The 15484-nt window shown below is 68.2% G+C and carries 20 protein-coding genes; 13 read left to right on the top strand and 7 right to left on the bottom strand.

Going from position 1 to position 15484, the window contains the following annotated elements; genetic code table 11:
- The first annotated feature begins 61 nt into the window (after nucleotides 1–61).
- The 4 genes from ACFOYW_RS11290 to ACFOYW_RS11275 are packed head-to-tail and all read left to right on the top strand — an operon-like array spanning nucleotide 62 to nucleotide 5140.
- A complete protein-coding gene (locus ACFOYW_RS11290; protein ID WP_390229031.1) occupies nucleotides 62–1912 on the top strand; it encodes a glycoside hydrolase family 127 protein in 1851 nt (616 codons plus the stop codon).
- Nucleotides 1913–1944: 32 nt separating this feature from the next.
- A complete protein-coding gene (locus tag ACFOYW_RS11285; RefSeq protein ID WP_390229030.1) occupies nucleotides 1945–3267 on the top strand; it encodes an ABC transporter substrate-binding protein in 1323 nt (440 codons plus the stop codon).
- Nucleotides 3264–4283, top strand: a complete 1020-nt coding sequence (locus ACFOYW_RS11280; RefSeq protein WP_390229029.1) for a carbohydrate ABC transporter permease — start codon at nucleotides 3264–3266, stop codon at nucleotides 4281–4283. The genes ACFOYW_RS11285 and ACFOYW_RS11280 overlap by 4 nt, the downstream gene beginning before the upstream one ends.
- Nucleotides 4280–5140 (top strand): carbohydrate ABC transporter permease, encoded by an 861-nt coding sequence (locus tag ACFOYW_RS11275; RefSeq protein ID WP_390229028.1) that lies wholly within the window; start codon nucleotides 4280–4282, stop codon nucleotides 5138–5140. Before ACFOYW_RS11280 ends, ACFOYW_RS11275 begins: the two co-directional genes overlap by 4 nt.
- A gap of 52 nt (nucleotides 5141–5192) precedes the next feature.
- Here the strand turns inward: ACFOYW_RS11275 and ACFOYW_RS11270 are convergent, their stop codons facing one another.
- Nucleotides 5193–5966, bottom strand: coding sequence for a PIG-L family deacetylase (locus tag ACFOYW_RS11270; protein WP_390229027.1), 774 nt, complete (start codon nucleotides 5964–5966; stop codon nucleotides 5193–5195).
- A gap of 48 nt (nucleotides 5967–6014) precedes the next feature.
- Entirely contained in the window at nucleotides 6015–6329 is a 315-nt protein-coding gene (locus ACFOYW_RS11265; RefSeq protein ID WP_390229026.1) for a hypothetical protein, read from the bottom strand.
- Between the two features lie 99 nt (nucleotides 6330–6428).
- On the opposite strand from ACFOYW_RS11265, the gene ACFOYW_RS11260 reads away from it, so the two are divergent.
- Genes ACFOYW_RS11260 through ACFOYW_RS11250 form a run of 3 tightly spaced genes read left to right on the top strand, consistent with a single transcriptional unit; the run spans nucleotide 6429 to nucleotide 7972 of the window.
- Nucleotides 6429–6674, top strand: coding sequence for a CopG family transcriptional regulator (locus tag ACFOYW_RS11260; RefSeq protein WP_390229025.1), 246 nt, complete (start codon nucleotides 6429–6431; stop codon nucleotides 6672–6674).
- The gene (locus ACFOYW_RS11255; RefSeq protein ID WP_390229024.1) at nucleotides 6671–7015 is read left to right on the top strand and encodes a type II toxin-antitoxin system PemK/MazF family toxin; all 345 of its coding nucleotides are present in this window, start codon (nucleotides 6671–6673) and stop codon (nucleotides 7013–7015) included. The genes ACFOYW_RS11260 and ACFOYW_RS11255 overlap by 4 nt, the downstream gene beginning before the upstream one ends.
- Nucleotides 7016–7042: 27 nt before the next feature.
- Nucleotides 7043–7972: an alpha/beta fold hydrolase gene (locus tag ACFOYW_RS11250; RefSeq protein ID WP_390229023.1), complete on the top strand. Its 930-nt coding sequence runs from the start codon at nucleotides 7043–7045 to the stop codon at nucleotides 7970–7972.
- Nucleotides 7973–7998: 26 nt separating this feature from the next.
- On the opposite strand, the gene ACFOYW_RS11245 is transcribed toward ACFOYW_RS11250, so the two are convergent.
- The 3 genes from ACFOYW_RS11245 to ACFOYW_RS11235 form a co-directional block, all read right to left on the bottom strand.
- Nucleotides 7999–8490, bottom strand: coding sequence for a tetratricopeptide repeat protein (locus ACFOYW_RS11245; protein ID WP_390229022.1), 492 nt, complete (start codon nucleotides 8488–8490; stop codon nucleotides 7999–8001).
- Between the two features lie 78 nt (nucleotides 8491–8568).
- On the bottom strand, nucleotides 8569–8913 hold the full coding sequence (locus ACFOYW_RS11240) for a type II toxin-antitoxin system PemK/MazF family toxin (RefSeq protein WP_390229021.1): 345 nt from the start codon (nucleotides 8911–8913) through the stop codon (nucleotides 8569–8571).
- Nucleotides 8910–9146, bottom strand: a complete 237-nt coding sequence (locus ACFOYW_RS11235) for a hypothetical protein (RefSeq protein ID WP_390229020.1) — start codon at nucleotides 9144–9146, stop codon at nucleotides 8910–8912. Before ACFOYW_RS11235 ends, ACFOYW_RS11240 begins: the two co-directional genes overlap by 4 nt.
- Before the next feature lie 47 nt (nucleotides 9147–9193).
- Here ACFOYW_RS11235 and ACFOYW_RS11230 point away from each other — a divergent pair, with 47 nt between their 5' ends.
- On the top strand, nucleotides 9194–9595 hold the full coding sequence (locus ACFOYW_RS11230; protein WP_390229019.1) for a VOC family protein: 402 nt from the start codon (nucleotides 9194–9196) through the stop codon (nucleotides 9593–9595).
- Here ACFOYW_RS11230 and ACFOYW_RS11225 read toward each other — a convergent pair.
- Together ACFOYW_RS11225 and ACFOYW_RS11220 are read right to left on the bottom strand one after the other, a co-directional pair.
- Entirely contained in the window at nucleotides 9592–10425 is an 834-nt protein-coding gene (locus ACFOYW_RS11225; protein WP_390229018.1) for an aldo/keto reductase, read from the bottom strand. The genes ACFOYW_RS11230 and ACFOYW_RS11225 overlap by 4 nt on opposite strands.
- 9 nt (nucleotides 10426–10434) lie before the next feature.
- Nucleotides 10435–11634 (bottom strand): glycosyltransferase, encoded by a 1200-nt coding sequence (locus ACFOYW_RS11220; RefSeq protein WP_390229017.1) that lies wholly within the window; start codon nucleotides 11632–11634, stop codon nucleotides 10435–10437.
- 140 nt (nucleotides 11635–11774) lie between these two features.
- Here ACFOYW_RS11220 and rpsF point away from each other — a divergent pair, with 140 nt between their 5' ends.
- The 5 genes from rpsF (at nucleotide 11775) to dnaB (ending at nucleotide 15275) form a co-directional block, all read left to right on the top strand.
- The gene (gene rpsF / locus ACFOYW_RS11215; RefSeq protein WP_390229016.1) at nucleotides 11775–12140 is read left to right on the top strand and encodes a 30S ribosomal protein S6; all 366 of its coding nucleotides are present in this window, start codon (nucleotides 11775–11777) and stop codon (nucleotides 12138–12140) included.
- A 4-nt stretch (nucleotides 12141–12144) separates the two neighbouring features.
- Nucleotides 12145–12666 carry a single-stranded DNA-binding protein gene (locus tag ACFOYW_RS11210; protein WP_390229015.1) on the top strand — a complete coding sequence of 174 codons (522 nt, stop codon included), beginning with the start codon at nucleotides 12145–12147 and terminating at the stop codon, nucleotides 12664–12666.
- Nucleotides 12667–12700: 34 nt separating this feature from the next.
- A complete protein-coding gene (gene rpsR / locus ACFOYW_RS11205) occupies nucleotides 12701–12964 on the top strand; it encodes a 30S ribosomal protein S18 (protein ID WP_120789059.1) in 264 nt (87 codons plus the stop codon).
- Between the two features lie 11 nt (nucleotides 12965–12975).
- Nucleotides 12976–13428: a 50S ribosomal protein L9 gene (rplI, locus tag ACFOYW_RS11200; protein ID WP_390229014.1), complete on the top strand. Its 453-nt coding sequence runs from the start codon at nucleotides 12976–12978 to the stop codon at nucleotides 13426–13428.
- 455 nt (nucleotides 13429–13883) lie between these two features.
- Nucleotides 13884–15275 carry a replicative DNA helicase gene (dnaB, locus tag ACFOYW_RS11195; RefSeq protein ID WP_390229013.1) on the top strand — a complete coding sequence of 464 codons (1392 nt, stop codon included), beginning with the start codon at nucleotides 13884–13886 and terminating at the stop codon, nucleotides 15273–15275.
- The last annotated feature ends 209 nt before the right edge of the window (nucleotides 15276–15484 follow it).

Genomic DNA, 15484 nt, shown 5'->3' with positions numbered 1-15484 from the left:
GCGTGGCAGAAAGCGTATTCCGAACTCGCCTTCCGGGTGAGGTGAACTCAAGGGAGAGTCCATGGAGACCATCTCGTCTGCGCGCCCCGTTGCGTCGCCGACCGGCGTCACGGCGGCCGCTGTCAGCGCAGTGCGCCCCCTCGGTGTCGATGCGGCGCTAGTGACGGGCGGCTGGTGGGCCCACCGGCAGCGCCGGATCAGCGAGGTCTCGATCCCCGACGGCCGGCGTCAACTCGAAGAGGCGGGCAACCTGGAGAACTTCCGCGTGGCGGCGGGCGCGTCGAGCGCCGAGATCCGCGGCCCGGTGTTCGCAGATTCGGATGTCTACAAATGGCTCGAGGCGGCCGCCTGGGAGTACGCGCGGCAGCCCGACGCCGACCTTCTCGACGCGCAGCTCGAGATCACGCGCCTGATCGCCGCCGCCCAGCAGGACGACGGGTATGTGAACACGGTGATCCAGGTCCGTGGCGATCGCTACCGTAACCCGGCGCGCGACCACGAGCACTACTGCGCCGGGCACCTGTTCCAGGCCGCCGTGGCGCAGTCGAGGTGCACGGGGCGCGACGAGCTGCTCGACATCGCGACGCGCTTCGCGGACCACCTCGTGGACACCTTCGGCCCCGGCCGGCGGCAGGACGTCGACGGGCATCCCGTCGTCGAGATGGGCCTGGTCGAGCTGTTCCGGCAGACCGGCCGCCGCGCCTACCTCGACCTCGCGCACTACTTCGTCGAGGCACGCGGCCACGGCCTCACGACGCGCTACGGCGGCAACGCCACGTATCTCTCCGACCGGGTGCCCGTGCGCGCGGCGACGACGGTCGAGGGCCACGCGGTGCGCGCGGTGTATCTCACCGCCGGCGCCACGGACGTCGCGGTCGAGACGGGCGACACCGAACTCATCGAGACACTCGGCCGTCAGTACGCGGCCATGGTCGAGAGCAAGCAGTACGTGACCGGCGGCCTCGGCGCCCGCTGGGAGGGCGAGGCGTTCGGCGACCCGTATGAGCTGCCGTCGGACCGGGCATACGCCGAGACGTGCGCCGGAATCGGTGCGGCGCAGTGGGCGTGGCGGATGCTGCTCGCAACGGGCGAGGCCCGCTACGCCGACCAGATCGAGCTGCTGCTCTACAACGCGGTGATGCCGGGCATCTCGCTCAGCGGAGACGAGTACTTCTACGTCAACACGCTGCACCTGCGCGAAGGCTCCCACGCCGACAACGAGCGCACCGCCGCCGGCGGCCGGCACCGGTGGTTCGACTGCGCCTGCTGCCCGCCGAACGTGATGCGGACCGTCGCCCAACTCGGCGGCTACCTCGCGACGACGAGTGACGCGGGCCTGCAGCTGCAGCAGTACACGGATTCGCGCATCACGGCCGAGCTGCCCGGCGGCGAATTCACCGTCGCCGTGAGCACGCGATACCCATGGGACGGCAACGTGCGCGTCGTCGTGGAGACCGCCCCGACAGGCGACGTGGAGCTCGCGCTGCGCGTGCCGGCATGGGCGGCCGGAGCCACGGTCGACGGTGTGCCGGTGGCGGCCGGCGAGTACGCCCGGGCGCGCCGAACGTTCCAGGCGGGTGACGAGGTCGTGCTGGAACTGCCGTTCGAGGCATCCGTCATCTCGTCGCACCCACGCGTGGACGCGACGCGATCCAGCGTCGCGCTGCGTCTCGGGCCGCTCGTCTACGCGATCGAGCAGGCCGACCAGCCGGGGGTCGTGCTCGACGAGCTGCGAGTCGACCCGGCGGCGCCGATCACCGCCCACCATCGCCCTGAGCTGCTCGGGGGCGTCAACGTGCTCTCCGTTCCCGTCAGGGGTTCGGGCGGAGACCTCAGCGCGACCGCGATCCCGTATTTCGCGTGGGCGAACCGGGGGGTCGCCCCGATGCGCGTCTGGATACCGACGGCCTGACCGGGCCGCACGGCACGTCGAAGGAGCTATCAATGGAGATAAGCCGCCGACGACTGCTCGGCCTCGCAGGGGCAGGCGCAGCCGCGACCATCGCAGGCGTATTGAGCGGATGCTCGAGCACACTGCCCGAAGCGGATGTCGGTGCTGCCGGCTTCGGTTCGGGCGCCAAGGGCACCGTCAGCGTATGGTCCCGGTCCGCCACACAGACCGGCATGCAGACGATCATCGACCGCTTTCACAAGGCGCAGAGTGCGATCCGAGTCGAGCTGACGCCCGTGCTCGACGCCGAGTATGTGACCAAGCTCGCGACGGCGATCCGCGGTGGCGAGGTTCCCGATCTCGTCGACATGGACGACATCAACTCGAGCCTGTTCATCTACCGCGATACGTTCACCGAGCTGACCCACCTCGTCAACGCGCTGCCGTACCGCTCGCGCCTGTCGCCGGGGCATCTCAACCTCGCCTCGATCGGCGGCCGGATCTACGGCGTGCCGTTCCTCGCCGACAACTCGCTGCTCTGGCTCAATACGGAGCTGTTCGAAAAGGCGGGAGTCGACCCGGAGGCATCCACCCAATCGCTCGAGACGCTGCACGAGGCGCTCCCGAAGCTGACCTCGGCGAAAGACGGCATCTACGCCTGGTCGTTCCCCGGAAACGGGCAGGGCGCGCTCGCCTTCACCTTCCTGCCGCACATCTGGGCGCAGAAGGCCGACGTGTTCAAGGGCAAGATCGGCGCCCAGACCGGCTACGTCGCGGACAACCAGCCACTCAAAGAGACCCTCCAGTTCTTCCACACCATGTGGAGCAACAAGTGGGCGCCACCCAGCTGCTACTCCGACGCCGCGACGCACTGGGGCAGCGACTTCCTGGCCGGCAAGATCGCCATCTTCCCTGCCAACTACGCCACGGTCGTGACGCCCGCGCCGAAGAGCATGCTGCCGAAGCTCAAGCCGGTCGTCATTCCGGGCCCGGGCGGTGGCAGGGCATTCTTCGACGGCGGCGACAACCTCTGCATGCCGCGCGGTGCGAACAACCCGTCGGCGGCGTGGGAGTTCATGAAGTTCACGCTCGAGACCGCGCAGCAGCAGAGCATGCCCGCCGGCGGCTACACGCCGATCCGCAATGACGCCGACACGACATCGTTCCGCACGCAGTACCCCCTCGACACGACGCCGCTCGAGAACCTCGATCTCGGCTACGCGCCGCAGACCCTCGCATACAACGTGGCGATCAACCAGGCCGACGGACCGTTCCTCGCGATGTTCCGGAAGGCGGTCTTCGACGGCGACGTCGACGGAGCCCTCGATCAGGCCCAGACCAGCCTCGACCGGCTGCTGAAGGAGACGCAGGCATGACCACGCTCAGCACACGCCACGAGCCGACGCTTCACGCATCCGCTCGCCCCGCACGCAGCAGCGCGCCCAGGCCGCGCACACGCGCCGGGTCGCTCACCCACCCACGAGGCGTCGGCCTCGCGCTCGTTCTGCCCGCGGTCGCGTTCGTCACCGTGTTCGTGCTCGCACCGCTCGTCGTCGCGGTCTACATCTCGCTGACGGATTTCCCGCTCATCGGCAGCTACCGCTTCATCGGCATCGCGAACTACGTGTCGGCGCTCACCGACCCCGAGTTCCTGCACGCGCTGCTCTACACGCTGATCTATACGGCGATCGTGACGGTGCCGATCCTCGTGCTGGGTTATGTGCTCGCCGTGCTCGTGCGGCGTCGTCGGCGCGCCACCACGCTGTTGCGCACGCTGCTCTTCATTCCGTACGTCGTCGGACTCACGACCCTCAGCTTCTTCCTCGTGCTCGAGGCGCAGCCGGGGTCGGGTGCCGTGAACATCGTGCTGCACGCGCTCGGCATCACCGGTGGGCAGACCGCGTGGCTCGTGTCCGGGCCGCTCGCCACCGGTCTCATCTGCACGCTCGTCGTGTGGGCGGCGAGCGGGCTCACCATGGTGCTGCTGATGTCAGGCATGCAGGGCATTCCCGCCGACGTCTACGAGTCGGCCGCGATGGACGGCGCCACCTGGTGGCAGGCCGAACGGCGCATCACCATCCCGATGCTGCGGCGCACCATCATCCTGAGTCTCATCATCTCGGTGATCGGGTCGTTCCTCGCGTTCAACCAGTTCTTCATCCTGACGCAGGGCGGCCCGGGCACTGCGACGACGACAGCGGTGCTGCACATCTATAACAAGGCATTCGTGCAATTGCAGCTGGGCGCTGCGAGCGCCGAATCCGTTCTGCTCATCATCGTGATCGCGGTGATCACCGCGGTCCAGTTCTGGCTGCTGCGCGACAGCGATAGTGGCACCGGCACCGGCGCTCGCACCCCGCGAGCTGCGAGCGACAAGGGAGCACGCGCATGACCACCATCACCGTCTCGGGCCGGGAGGAATCCCGTGGCAAGGTCGCTCTCTACACCGCCGGGTTCGTCCTGTCCGTGATCGTCTTCACGGTGCCGCTGGTGTTCGCGCTGTTCCGCGCGTTCCAGCCCGCGACCGTGATCCAGACAGCGCCTAGTGCCGCGACGTTCTTTCACTTGACTGTGCATAATTTTGCGCACCTGGGCACAGAGGCACACCTCGGCGCGGCGATCCTCAACTCGGCGATCGTCGCGATCGTGACCGCGGCGCTCACCGCCGCGCTGTCGACCCTCGCAGGCTACGGCTTCGCGAAGTTCCGCTTCCGCATCTCGAACTGGCTCTTCGCTCTGATCATCGTGACGATGATGGTGCCGTTCCAGGCGATTCTGACGCCGCTGTACCTGCAGTTGAACAGCATGCATCTGACGAACAGCCGCATCGGGCTGATCCTCTTCTATACGACGGTCAACCTGCCGTTCGGCGTGTTCGTGATGCGCAATGCGTTCGAGTCCATTCCGGCTGAGCTCGAGGACTCCGGCTTCGTCGACGGTGCCGGCACGTTCCGGATGCTCGTCTCAGTGCTGCGGCCGCTCATCCTGCCCGGCTTCGCCACCGCGGCGCTCTACGCCTTCCTGGCCGCGTGGACCGAGTTCCTCGGCGCCCTCACGTTCCTCACCAACGCGAAGCTCTACACACTGCCCCTCGCGCTCGTGAACGTGCAGCAGGGCGCCTACGGGCAGATCGACTTCGGGCTGCTGGCCGCTGGCGCCGTCGTCGCGATGATCCCGTGCATCGTGCTGTACGCCGCCCTGCAGCGCTACTACGTGGCGGGCCTCGCGAGCGGGGCGGTCAAGGGGTGACGCGGGGCCGCGCAAGCTGCCCCGCGGTCCTGCGCGGGCGGCGTGAGCAGCCCTAGGCCGAGGTTCGCGAGACGCGGTAGTGCTCGACCGGCGACAGCTCGTGATGCTGACCGCCGGAGAGAACGAAGCCGTCGTCGGTCAGCGTGAGCTGACTCGCGTGGGCCGCGAGAGCGCGCCGTTTGCGATCGAGATCGATGGGGACCGCGATCGCAGCGTCGACATCGGATGCCTCGCCCTCGAGCACTTCGATGAACGGCACCCCGCGCCCCTCGGCCGCAGCCTTCGCGATGACGTGGGCCCACTTGTGGTCGGGGTGCCCATAGCCGCCGGTCTCGTCATAGCTCACGACAAGATCCGGCTTGAATCGTCTCGCCGCGGCGCTCGCATCACGAAGGGACCACGCGTGCTCCGAGAACCTGCCGCGTGGGGCGTCGGGCGCGGCGACAGCCCTGCCGTCTTCGCCCCAGGCCATACCCGAGTCGACGTAGCGGAAACCGGGCCCGCGGTAGTACTCGCGGGCGTTCACACCGCCGAGGAACGTGGGGGTGCCCGCACCCAGCTCGCGCAGGGCACGCGTCAGCTCGCCGACGCGGTAATCGGCGAGCTCGTCGGTGCCCTCGAGCCACTTGAGAGGCCCCGGCACGACCTCGCCGCGCTCGCCGCGGGTACCGGTCACGACGCGCACAGTGACCCCGGCATCCGTCAATCTGGCGATCAGCCCGCCTGTCCACAGCGACTCGTCATCGGGGTGCGCGTGGAAGAACAAGACGCGCCAGGCTCCGGCGAACAGGGTGGGAAGGCGGTGGCGGTTTCGGGTGCGTGACATCACCCCCACGCTCTCAGAGATCGGATGCGTCGCCAAGCGGGTTCGCCGTCACGGTGCGGCGCATGGTGGCGCGAGGCTGAGCCACGTCTCGCGCCAGCCTTCGTCCCAGAGCGCACGCTCGCCCTCGAGCGTCACTTCGGGCGCCGGCGTCGCGGGCGTCACGGGGTAGTCGGCCGCCGCGGCGGTCTCGAGGCGGTAGAGCGCATTGACGCAGCCGCGGTCCAACTCGGCCACGCCGTAGCCGAGCGAGCGGGCGCGTCCGAGGCGGTTCCGGTAGGCGGAATCGTTGAAGCCGTCGGGGAGTTCGAGTCGGGCCCCCCACGACGTCGCGACGACGCGATACCCGTCTCGTTGAAGCGACACCGCCCGCGGGTCGTCGTCTCATACTACTACGAAGTCGCCCATCCGACGATTCTGTCGGAATCGCTGCCAGATGGTAGTTATACTAGTTATACTTTGACAATGAAGACCGCGATCTCTGTCCCCGATGACGACTTCCAGCGGTTCGAGAGGGTCGCGGCACGCAACGGCATGAGCCGCTCCGAGTTCTACCGGCGCGCCGGAAGGAAGCTCGCTGATGAACTAGAAGGAAGCAGCGCGCTGACGGCTATCGCCGCTGCTGTGCTCGCGCACCACGGGCAGCCCTCGGAGGACGGCCTCTTCCTCGGCGAATCGCGGCGGATCATGGACACGGATTCAGACTGGTGATCAGTCGCGGCGACGTCGTGTGGGTCGACTTCGGGGAGCCACGCGGCTCGCAGCCCGCAAAGGTGCGCCCCGCCGTCGTGCTCCAGGAGGATTGGCTTCTCGCCACCGCCATCAACACGGTGCAGGTGATTCCGTTGACGTCGAATCTCGCGCTCGAGGCATTCCCCGGCAACGTGCTCGTTCCTGCTGTCGCTTCCGGCCTCGAGAGGGACTCCGTCGCTCTCGTGACGCAACTCGGCCCCGTCAGCCGTGCGGACCTGCAGCAATTCGCCGTCGGGCGCCTTCCGGGTCACCTGCTGAGCCAACTCGCGACCGGCGTGAGGCTGGTGACCGGCATCTGAGCTGAGGCGTGTGCCTAGGCTGACGGGGTGACGGATGCCGTGTCGATTCGCTCCGGGCGCCTGAAGGTCGCTGACGGCAACGAGCTGTACGTCGAGTCCGTCGGCGATCCGAGCGGCCCGGCCGTGCTGTGGTTGCACGGCGGGCCGGGAAGCGGCGCCGGCACTGCGTATCGCAAGCGGATCGACCCGGATCGCCAGCACGCGATCGCGTTCGACCAGCGCGGCTGCGGGCGCAGCACACCGCTGGTGACCGACCGTCTCGACCTGCTCGACTCGAACACGACTTCCGCGCAGATCGATGACATTGAGGCCGTCCGCGAGCACTTCGGGATCGAGCGCTGGATGGTGACCGGCGCATCGTGGGGCGCGACTCTCGCGCTCGCCTATGCGCAGGCCCACCCGGAGCGCGTGACCGCGATCGCGCTCCTCGCCGTGACCACCACCTCGCGAGCCGAGGTCGAGTGGATCACCGAGTCGATGGGCCGCGTCTTCCCCGAGGAATGGGACCGGTTCGCGGCAGCCGTCGCTAGAGACCCCGGCGAGCGGATCGTCGACGCGTACGCTCGCGCCCTGCGCGCCCCGGACCCTGCGGTACGCGCCGCGGCCGCCGCGGCATGGGGGCGCTGGGAGGACACGCACGTCTCGCTCGGGCCCGGCTGGGCGTCGGATCCGCGCTGGTACGACCCCCTGACCCGAGACGTGCTAGCGACGCTGGTGACGCACTATTGGTCGAACTCGGGCTTCGGCGGCGATGACATCATCAAACGGATGCCGCGCCTCGGCGGCATCCCCGGGGTGCTCGTGCACGGTCGGCGTGACATCTCCGGGCCCGCCGTCGTCGCGTACCGGCTGCACCAGGCGTGGCCCGGCAGCAGCCTGGTGATCACCGACGACGGTCATGGCGGCCCGGATGGCTGGGCCGCGATGCGGCGCGCGATCGCCGACTTCGCGGTGTAGCCGGGGTCAGCGCCGGCCGCCGCTACTTATTCGGGGGCGTCTCCCACGAGCTCGGCCGCGTAGGCGGCGGCCGCTCGGCCGTATCGAGGCAGGTGCGGTGCAAGCGCAGTCAAAGCGGTCGCGAGTGCCTCGTCGGCGCGACCCGCGCTGTGCAGGGCCAACGCGAGGAAGGCTGCTGGGGCGTCGCCGAGTTCGGGCGCTTCGAGGTCGGTGAGCAACTCGACGGCCGCCTCGTACTCGCCGAGATTGCGCAGCGTGCTCGCGAGCTGCAGAGTCACCTGGTGGGCCCTCTCGGGGTCGAGCCCTGCGGCGAGAGCGGAGCGGTATGGGCCGACGGCATCCGCCTCGAGTCCCAGTGCGTCGTGCACGCTGCCCCATTCGGCCAGCGCAGTCGCGTCTTCAGCGGGGCGTTCGCCGACGAGCGCACGCATTTCCGCACGCATCCGCTCAGGCTCGCTGTCATCGAAGGCCGCCCAGAACGCGTCGACCCGCCTCTGCCACTCGTCGAGCTCGCTCACGTCGCCACCGTACCGCCCGACTGATTCCTCTTCCGGTTCGGGCTCGGTGACTCGTGACCGGCCTGAGCCCGGCCGGCGTCAGAGGTCGAGGAAGTCACCGAGCCAGGTGCGAGCCGCCGCGAGGCACGCGGGCGTGACTTCGCCTGCGATGCCAGTGAGGCGATGGCGCGAGAGGGTGCGTGGCTGCTCGGTCATGATCCATGAAGGCATGTCGAGCCCGCTCGGGCCCTCGACTCGAACGCGGTTCGGCCAGTTGCGGTCGGTGGTGGTGATCGGCAATGCGATAAGAAGACTGGTCACCGCGTCGAGGTAACCATGGGACGCGATGACCAGCACGGGCCGGTGGCCGCCCTGCTCGCGGCCTCTCACGGGTTCGAGGGCAGCCCAGGCCACCGCGCCGGGCGCGAGTTCGAGGTCGGTCACGACGTCGAGTCGGTGAGCTCGGTGCGCTCCCACTCGGAGGCCTCGACACCATAGGCGCCGAGCAGGTCGTGAGGCGTCTTCGCGATGGCGAACTTCAGCGCCTCAAGTCGGCGGCGGCGATCTTCGGCGTCAGCCAGCCGAGCAAGGTGTGCCCCCAGCGTGAGGCCATCGCGGGACGCCTGTTCTTTCAGGCGGTCGCGCAGCTCGTCGCTCACCTTGATCGTGGTGGTCATACCAGAAGTATACCGAGGCATATTCGCGCTCCGCCAAGATAGAGGGCATGAGCGAGCGCGGCACCCTGCACCACATCGAACTGCGCGTGCGCGACCTCGACGGTGCGAGCGCTGGGTGGGGGTGGCTGCTCGGGCAGCTCGGGTACGAGCCGTATCAGGAATGGGGCGACGGCCGCAGCTGGCGGCTGGGCGCGACGTACTTGGTTATCGAGCGCGCGCCGATGGCAGGCGAACACGACAGACGGATGCCTGGCCTCAGCCACCTCGCGTTCCACGCAGGCACGCGCCGCCAGGTCGACGAGCTCTGGGAGGCCTCGCCGGCCCACGGGTGGTCGCACCTCTATGCAGACCGTCATCCGTGGGCCGGCGGAACCGAGCACTACGCCGCGTACCTTGAGAACGCTGAGCGGTTCAAGGTCGAGCTGGTCGCGGCTGAATCGCTCGACTAGAGCTTGTCGGGGTGGGAGCCGCGGCGGCCGCCCTCGCCCTGGTCGATCGCGGCCAGCGCGTCGAGTTCGGCATCGCTGAGCGTGAAGCCGAACAGGTCGAAGTTCTCGGCCATGCGCTCGCGTCGGCTCGACTTCGGGATCACGATGTTGCCCGTCTGCAGCTGCCACCGCAGGATCGCCTGCGCCGGCGTCACGCCGTGTGCCTTCGCGACCTCGCCGAGGGCCGGCGCCGTGGACAGCTCGCCGCCGCCGAGCGGGTACCACGACTCGGTCGCGATGCCGTGCTCCTCGTGGAACTTCTTCAGTTCGCGCTGCTGGAACTCGAGGTGCAGCTCGATCTGGTTGACAGCGGGCGTCACACCGGTCTCGCCGATGATCTGCTCGAGGTCCTGCAGACGGTAGTTCGAGACGCCGATCGACGTCGTGAGGCCTTCGCGCTGCAGCTCGATCAGGTCCTGCCACGCCGACAGCGCGGTGCCGAGGCGCGGCCGCGGCCAGTGGATGAGGTAGAGGTCGACGTGGTCGAAGCCGAGGAAGTCGAGGCTCTGGCGCAGGGTGTCGGCAGCGCTCGCCTCGCCGTTGTTGGGGAACTTCGTGGTGACGAAGATGTCGTCCCGCGCGATGCCGCTGGCGGCGATCGCCTGACCGACGCCTTCTTCGTTGTGATAGCCGGTCGCCGTGTCGATGTGCCGGTAGCCGACCTCGAGGGCGTCCGTGACGACGCCGGCGGTCAGCTCCGGCTCGACCCGGAAGACGCCGAAGCCGAGCTGCGGAATGGTTTTTCCGTCGTTGAGGGTGATCGTGGGCACGTTCGTCGAAGTCGAAGCCATGCTCTCAATCTAGGTCGAAACGATTCGATTGCGGAAGGCCCGGCGATACACGTCGACATGAAGCGCTGCGGTCGCCTCCCAGCTGCGGGCGCGAGCGTGGTCGACGGATGCGCGGGCCATCCGCGCGCGCAGGGCGGGAGCGCGAAGCATCCGTTCGATCGCACGGGCCCAGACATGCTCGTCGTGACCTTCCACGAGCACGCCGGTCAGGCCGTCGCGCACAGAGTCGACGAGGCCCGGCGCCGCGCTCGCGAGCACCGGCACGCCGCTCGCGGCCGCCTCGAGCGTGACGAGGCCGTAGGTCTCCGAACGGGAGGGCACGAGCACGAGCGCGCAGCGCCGCATCAGCTCCGCCAGCTCGTCGCGGGGAAGGGATCCGAGGAAGGTCACGTCGTCGACGAGCCCACGCGCGGCGACGAGCCGGTCGAGTCCCTCGCGGTAGCTCTGCCCGGCGGCCCCGCTCGCCTCGCCGGCGATGTAGAGCCGAGGACGGATGCCGGGGGCGAGTCGGCTGAGCGCGCGCACCGCGATGTCCTGCCCTTTGAGGGGTTGCACGCGGCCGACGACGAGCACCGAGATGCGCTCGCCGGCCGTGAGCGCCGGAGCCGCGGGCCGAAAGATCCGGGTGTCGACGCCCGGCTCGACGATCTCGACGCGCTCCGGCGACGCCCCGTACGCCGCGACGATCGCGTCGCGCTCGCTGCGGGTCGAGGCGATCACCGCGTCGGAGCGGGCGGAAAGCATCCGTTCGACATCGATGCGTTGCTGCGGCTCCGGGCTGTCCCCGGGCGCGAGTCGCGCGTTCTTCACCGCGGCGAGAGTGTGCAGGCTGAGTACGTGCGCGGCGCGCGTGTCGTGCGCGACGGCCAGCGCGGCGCGGCCGGAGAGCCAGTAGTGCGCATGCAGCACGTCGAAGCGCGGCAGCGCAGCCAGGGCTTGCGCGAAGGCATCCGTCACCCTCGGCAGTTCCTCCTTGGCGAGTGGCTCGGCCGGTCCCGCCTCGAGAAAGCGGACGCGCGCGCCCGAGTCGAGCGTGTCGACGCGACCGAGATCGTGATCGGATGTCGCGCGCGTCAGCACCTCGACGCCGTGCCCCGCCCGCGCCAGCTCGTCGGCCAGCGCTCGGACCACGACGTTAAGGCCGCCCGAGTCGCCCTGACCGGGCGCATCGAGCGGCGACGTGTGCAGCGCGACCAGACCGATTCGCAAGCGAAGCCTCCGTCCGGTATCCTATGAAGGTTGTTGTGGTCTGCCCACCGGCTCAGCCCGGTAGAGCGCACGACAGATGCACATACCCTCCTGCTGCAGAAAGACTGCAGCCGTTCGAGTCCAGAGGAGGTGGGTTAGTCATGCATCAGTACGAGTTGATGGTCATCCTCGATCCCGAGATCGATGAGCGCACCGTTGCTCCCAGCCTTGACAAGTTCCTCAACGTCGTTCGTAACGACAACGGAACGATCGACAAGGTCGATGTCTGGGGCCGCCGTCGTCTCTCCTACGAGATCAACAAGCGCGCCGAGGGCATCTACGCCGTCGTCGACTTCCACGCGAGCCCCGAGGCGACGGCCGAGCTCGACCGCCAGCTGAAGCTGTCCGAGGCCGTGCTGCGCACCAAGGTGCTGCGTGCGGAAGAGGCCGTGGCACGCGTCGCGAAGATCGAGGCTGCGAAGGCCGCCAAGGCTGCCAAGAAGCCCGCCGAGAAGGTCGGCGCCTAGTCCCATGGCCGGCGAGACCATCATCACTGTGGTCGGCAATCTGACGGCCGACCCCGAGCTGCGCTATACGCAGAACGGTCTGGCGGTCGCCAACTTCACCATCGCCTCCACCCCGCGCACGTTCGACCGAGCGAGCAACGAGTGGAAAGACGGTGAGGCTCTGTTCCTGCGCGCGAGCGTCTGGCGCGAGTTCGCCGAGCATGTGGCGGGTACGCTGACCAAGGGTTCGCGGGTCATCGCTCAGGGCCGGCTGCGGCAGCGTAACTACCAGGACCGCGACGGCAACAACCGCACGTCGATCGAGCTCGAGATCGACGAGATCGGCCCCAGCCTGCGCTACGCCACCGCGTCGATCACGCGGGCCCAGTCGTCGGGCGGCGGCCCTCGTGGTGGCGGCTCGAACTACGGCGGCGGCGGTAACAACGCTCCCGTCGAAGAGCCGTGGGCTCCTGCTGCGCCCGCCGACAACTCGTCGAACGACCCGTGGTCGACCCCGGGCGGCTACAGCGACGACACGCCCTTCTAAAACTCTCTTTTTCTACTAACAAGGAATCTTCATCATGGCTGGAAAGTCGAGCGGCGACCGCCGCAAGCCGATCCGCAAGGGCAAGGACGGCAAGAACGCCGCTCCCGCGAAGTCCGTGACCGTCGGTGTCATCGACTACAAGGACGTCGCAACCCTGCGGAAGTTCATCTCTGAGCGCGGCAAGATCCGCGCCCGCCGCATCACCGGCGTGTCGGTTCAAGAGCAGCGTCTCATCGCCAAGGCGATCAAGAACGCACGCGAGATGGCGCTGCTCCCCTACGCCGGCGCTGGCCGCTAAGGAGGCACGGAATGTCGAAGGTCATTCTCACCCACGAGGTCTCCGGCCTCGGTTCGGCTGGTGACGTCGTCGAGGTCAAGAACGGGTACGCCCGCAACTACCTCGTGCCCCAGGGCTTCGCCACCCCGTGGACCCGCGGCGGCCAGAAGCAGGTCGAGGCCATCAAGGCCGCCCGCGTCGCCCGCGAGCACGCGAGCATCGAAGAGGCGCAGGACCTGGCGCTGAAGCTGAAGGCGAACCCCGTCACGCTGGCCGTCAAGGCCGGCGCCGAGGGCCGCCTGTTCGGCTCGGTCAAGCCCGGCGACATCGCCGCTGCAGTCGAGGCCGCCGGCCTCGGTGCGGTCGACAAGCGCCGCGTCGAGATCGTCACGCCGATCAAGTCGACCGGCACGCACGAAGCGACCGTGAAGCTGCGTGACGACATCGTCGCCACGATCACGCTCAAGGTGGTTGCGAGCAGGTAACCGTTAGGTGCACACTGGCCGATAGCGGCGGGACGCCTCCCGCCGCTATCGCCATTTAATAGGGCTGTTTTCAACAGTGTTGTGCACAGGCAACAGGCCCGAAACACAAACCCTCGACCCGAACTCTAAACAAGTTTCTACACACAGGGTGGCGAATGTGAAACTGCTGGTCAAAGCCGTTTTACGGCAATGATGGATTTCTGAATCCACAGTTTTCCACAGGAACCGTCCACACGCTCCGCGGCGTTTCGCACTGTTCGTCCCCAGGGTTATCCACAAGCCGTGTTGAACCCGTCATCCGGCTTCCCTATCGTGGCGGGAGCCGCTTCGCGGTGGGGCAATGAAGCCGCCGCTCGGGGCGCCGCACAGTCAGTTCACCCCGATGTCGGTGGTCACCAGCAGGGTGGGGTCCGGGTAGTCCTGCGCCCGGTTTCGGAACATATGGAGGAGACGGCTTGTCGATCGCGCACCTGGAAGACCACCGCGATGACCGCAACGGCGGCCGTGGCGGCGACGCGGGGTCGTACCCCGGCGGGCGCACCCCGCCGTACGACGAGCTCGCCGAGCAGAGCACGCTCGGCGGCATGCTGCTGAGCAAAGACGCCGTCGCCGATGTGGTCGAGGTGGTTCGGGGCCGCGACTTCTACCTGCCGAAGCACGAGGTCATCTACGAGGCGGTCCTGCGCCTCTACTCGCACGGCGAGCCGACCGATGTCGTCGCAGTCACCGACGAGCTGATCAAGACCGGCGAGCTGCAGCGCGCCGGCGGCGTCGAGTACCTGCACACCCTCACGAGCGTGGTGCCGACCGCGGCCAACGCCGGCTTCTACGCCGAGATCGTCGCCGAGAAGGGCGTGCTCAGGAACCTCGTGACCGCCGGTGAGCGCATCGCGCACCTCGGCTACTCGGCGGAAGGCGAGGTCACCGATCTCGTGAACCGCGCGCAGGCCGAGGTCTACGACCTCACGAACACGAACGACAGCGAAGACTATGTCGCGCTGAACATCGCGATCGACGCCGCCAGCGACGAGATCGACGCCGCCAGCCACAAAGACGGAACGATGACCGGCGTGCCGACCGGGTTCGCCGATCTCGACGAACTCACGAACGGTCTGCACCCGGGTCAGATGATCGTGGTGGCCGCACGACCGGCGATGGGCAAGTCGACCCTCGCCCTCGACTTCGCGCGCAGTGCCGCGGTGAAGAACGAGATGCCGACGATCTTCTTCAGCCTCGAGATGGGGCGCGCCGAGATCGCGATGCGTCTGCTCTCCGCCGAGGGGTCGCTGCCCTTGCACGTGCTGCGCAAGGGGCGTCTCGAGCAGCAGGACTGGACGAAGCTGGCGTCGACCCGCGGGCGCATCAACGACGCACCGCTCTACATCGACGACAGCCCGAACATGACCCTCGTCGAGATCCGGGCCAAGTGCCGCCGGCTGAAGCAGCGCATCGGTCTCAAGATGGTCGTCATCGACTACCTGCAGCTCATGACGAGCGGCAAGCGCGTCGAGTCGCGCCAGCAGGAGGTCTCCGAGTTCTCACGTGCGCTCAAACTGCTCGCGAAGGAACTGCAGGTGCCGGTCATCGCCCTGTCGCAGCTCAACCGTGGTCCGGAGCAGCGCACCGACAAGCGCCCCGCGCTCTCCGACCTGCGCGAGTCGGGCTCGATCGAGCAAGACGCCGACATGGTGATCCTGCTGCACCGCGAAGACGTCTATGACAAAGACAGCCCGCGCGCGGGTGAGGCCGATCTGATCGTCGCGAAGCACCGCAACGGTCCGACCCGCGACGTCGCGGTCGCCTTCCAGGGCGCCTATTCGCGCTTCGCCGACATGGCCGCGATGTAGTGCTGCGGTGATGGCTGCGCGCGGCACCGGCTCCTTGGCAGGCATCCGCTCCACGCCACGAGCGGGTCGCCATCGTTTCGCTCGAAGACTACGAATCGCTGCCTGCGAGTATCACTACGGGTGACGGTTGATCCTCACGAAAACCGTCTGCCGTACTGGGCGCATATTCGAGTAACCCGATAGGCGTCGAGGGAGGTGATCCGCACCCC

Source organism: Gryllotalpicola reticulitermitis (assembly GCF_042651345.1).
Lineage (GTDB): Bacteria > Actinomycetota > Actinomycetes > Actinomycetales > Microbacteriaceae > Gryllotalpicola > Gryllotalpicola reticulitermitis.
This window is presented reverse-complemented; position numbering and strand designations above follow the sequence as displayed.

Coding starts and splice junctions, on each gene's coding strand:
- ACFOYW_RS11270 (WP_390229027.1), bottom strand. CDS start 5,966: ATGTCACGCACCCGAAACCGCCACCGCCTTCCCACCCTGTTCGCCGGA.
- ACFOYW_RS11210 (WP_390229015.1), top strand. CDS start 12,145: ATGGCCGGCGAGACCATCATCACTGTGGTCGGCAATCTGACGGCCGAC.
- ACFOYW_RS11230 (WP_390229019.1), top strand. CDS start 9,194: ATGAGCGAGCGCGGCACCCTGCACCACATCGAACTGCGCGTGCGCGAC.
- ACFOYW_RS11290 (WP_390229031.1), top strand. CDS start 62: ATGGAGACCATCTCGTCTGCGCGCCCCGTTGCGTCGCCGACCGGCGTC.
- ACFOYW_RS11235 (WP_390229020.1), bottom strand. CDS start 9,146: ATGACCACCACGATCAAGGTGAGCGACGAGCTGCGCGACCGCCTGAAA.
- ACFOYW_RS11275 (WP_390229028.1), top strand. CDS start 4,280: ATGACCACCATCACCGTCTCGGGCCGGGAGGAATCCCGTGGCAAGGTC.
- rpsF (WP_390229016.1), top strand. CDS start 11,775: ATGCATCAGTACGAGTTGATGGTCATCCTCGATCCCGAGATCGATGAG.
- rpsR (WP_120789059.1), top strand. CDS start 12,701: ATGGCTGGAAAGTCGAGCGGCGACCGCCGCAAGCCGATCCGCAAGGGC.
- ACFOYW_RS11285 (WP_390229030.1), top strand. CDS start 1,945: ATGGAGATAAGCCGCCGACGACTGCTCGGCCTCGCAGGGGCAGGCGCA.
- ACFOYW_RS11260 (WP_390229025.1), top strand. CDS start 6,429: ATGAAGACCGCGATCTCTGTCCCCGATGACGACTTCCAGCGGTTCGAG.
- ACFOYW_RS11280 (WP_390229029.1), top strand. CDS start 3,264: ATGACCACGCTCAGCACACGCCACGAGCCGACGCTTCACGCATCCGCT.
- ACFOYW_RS11225 (WP_390229018.1), bottom strand. CDS start 10,425: ATGGCTTCGACTTCGACGAACGTGCCCACGATCACCCTCAACGACGGA.
- rplI (WP_390229014.1), top strand. CDS start 12,976: ATGTCGAAGGTCATTCTCACCCACGAGGTCTCCGGCCTCGGTTCGGCT.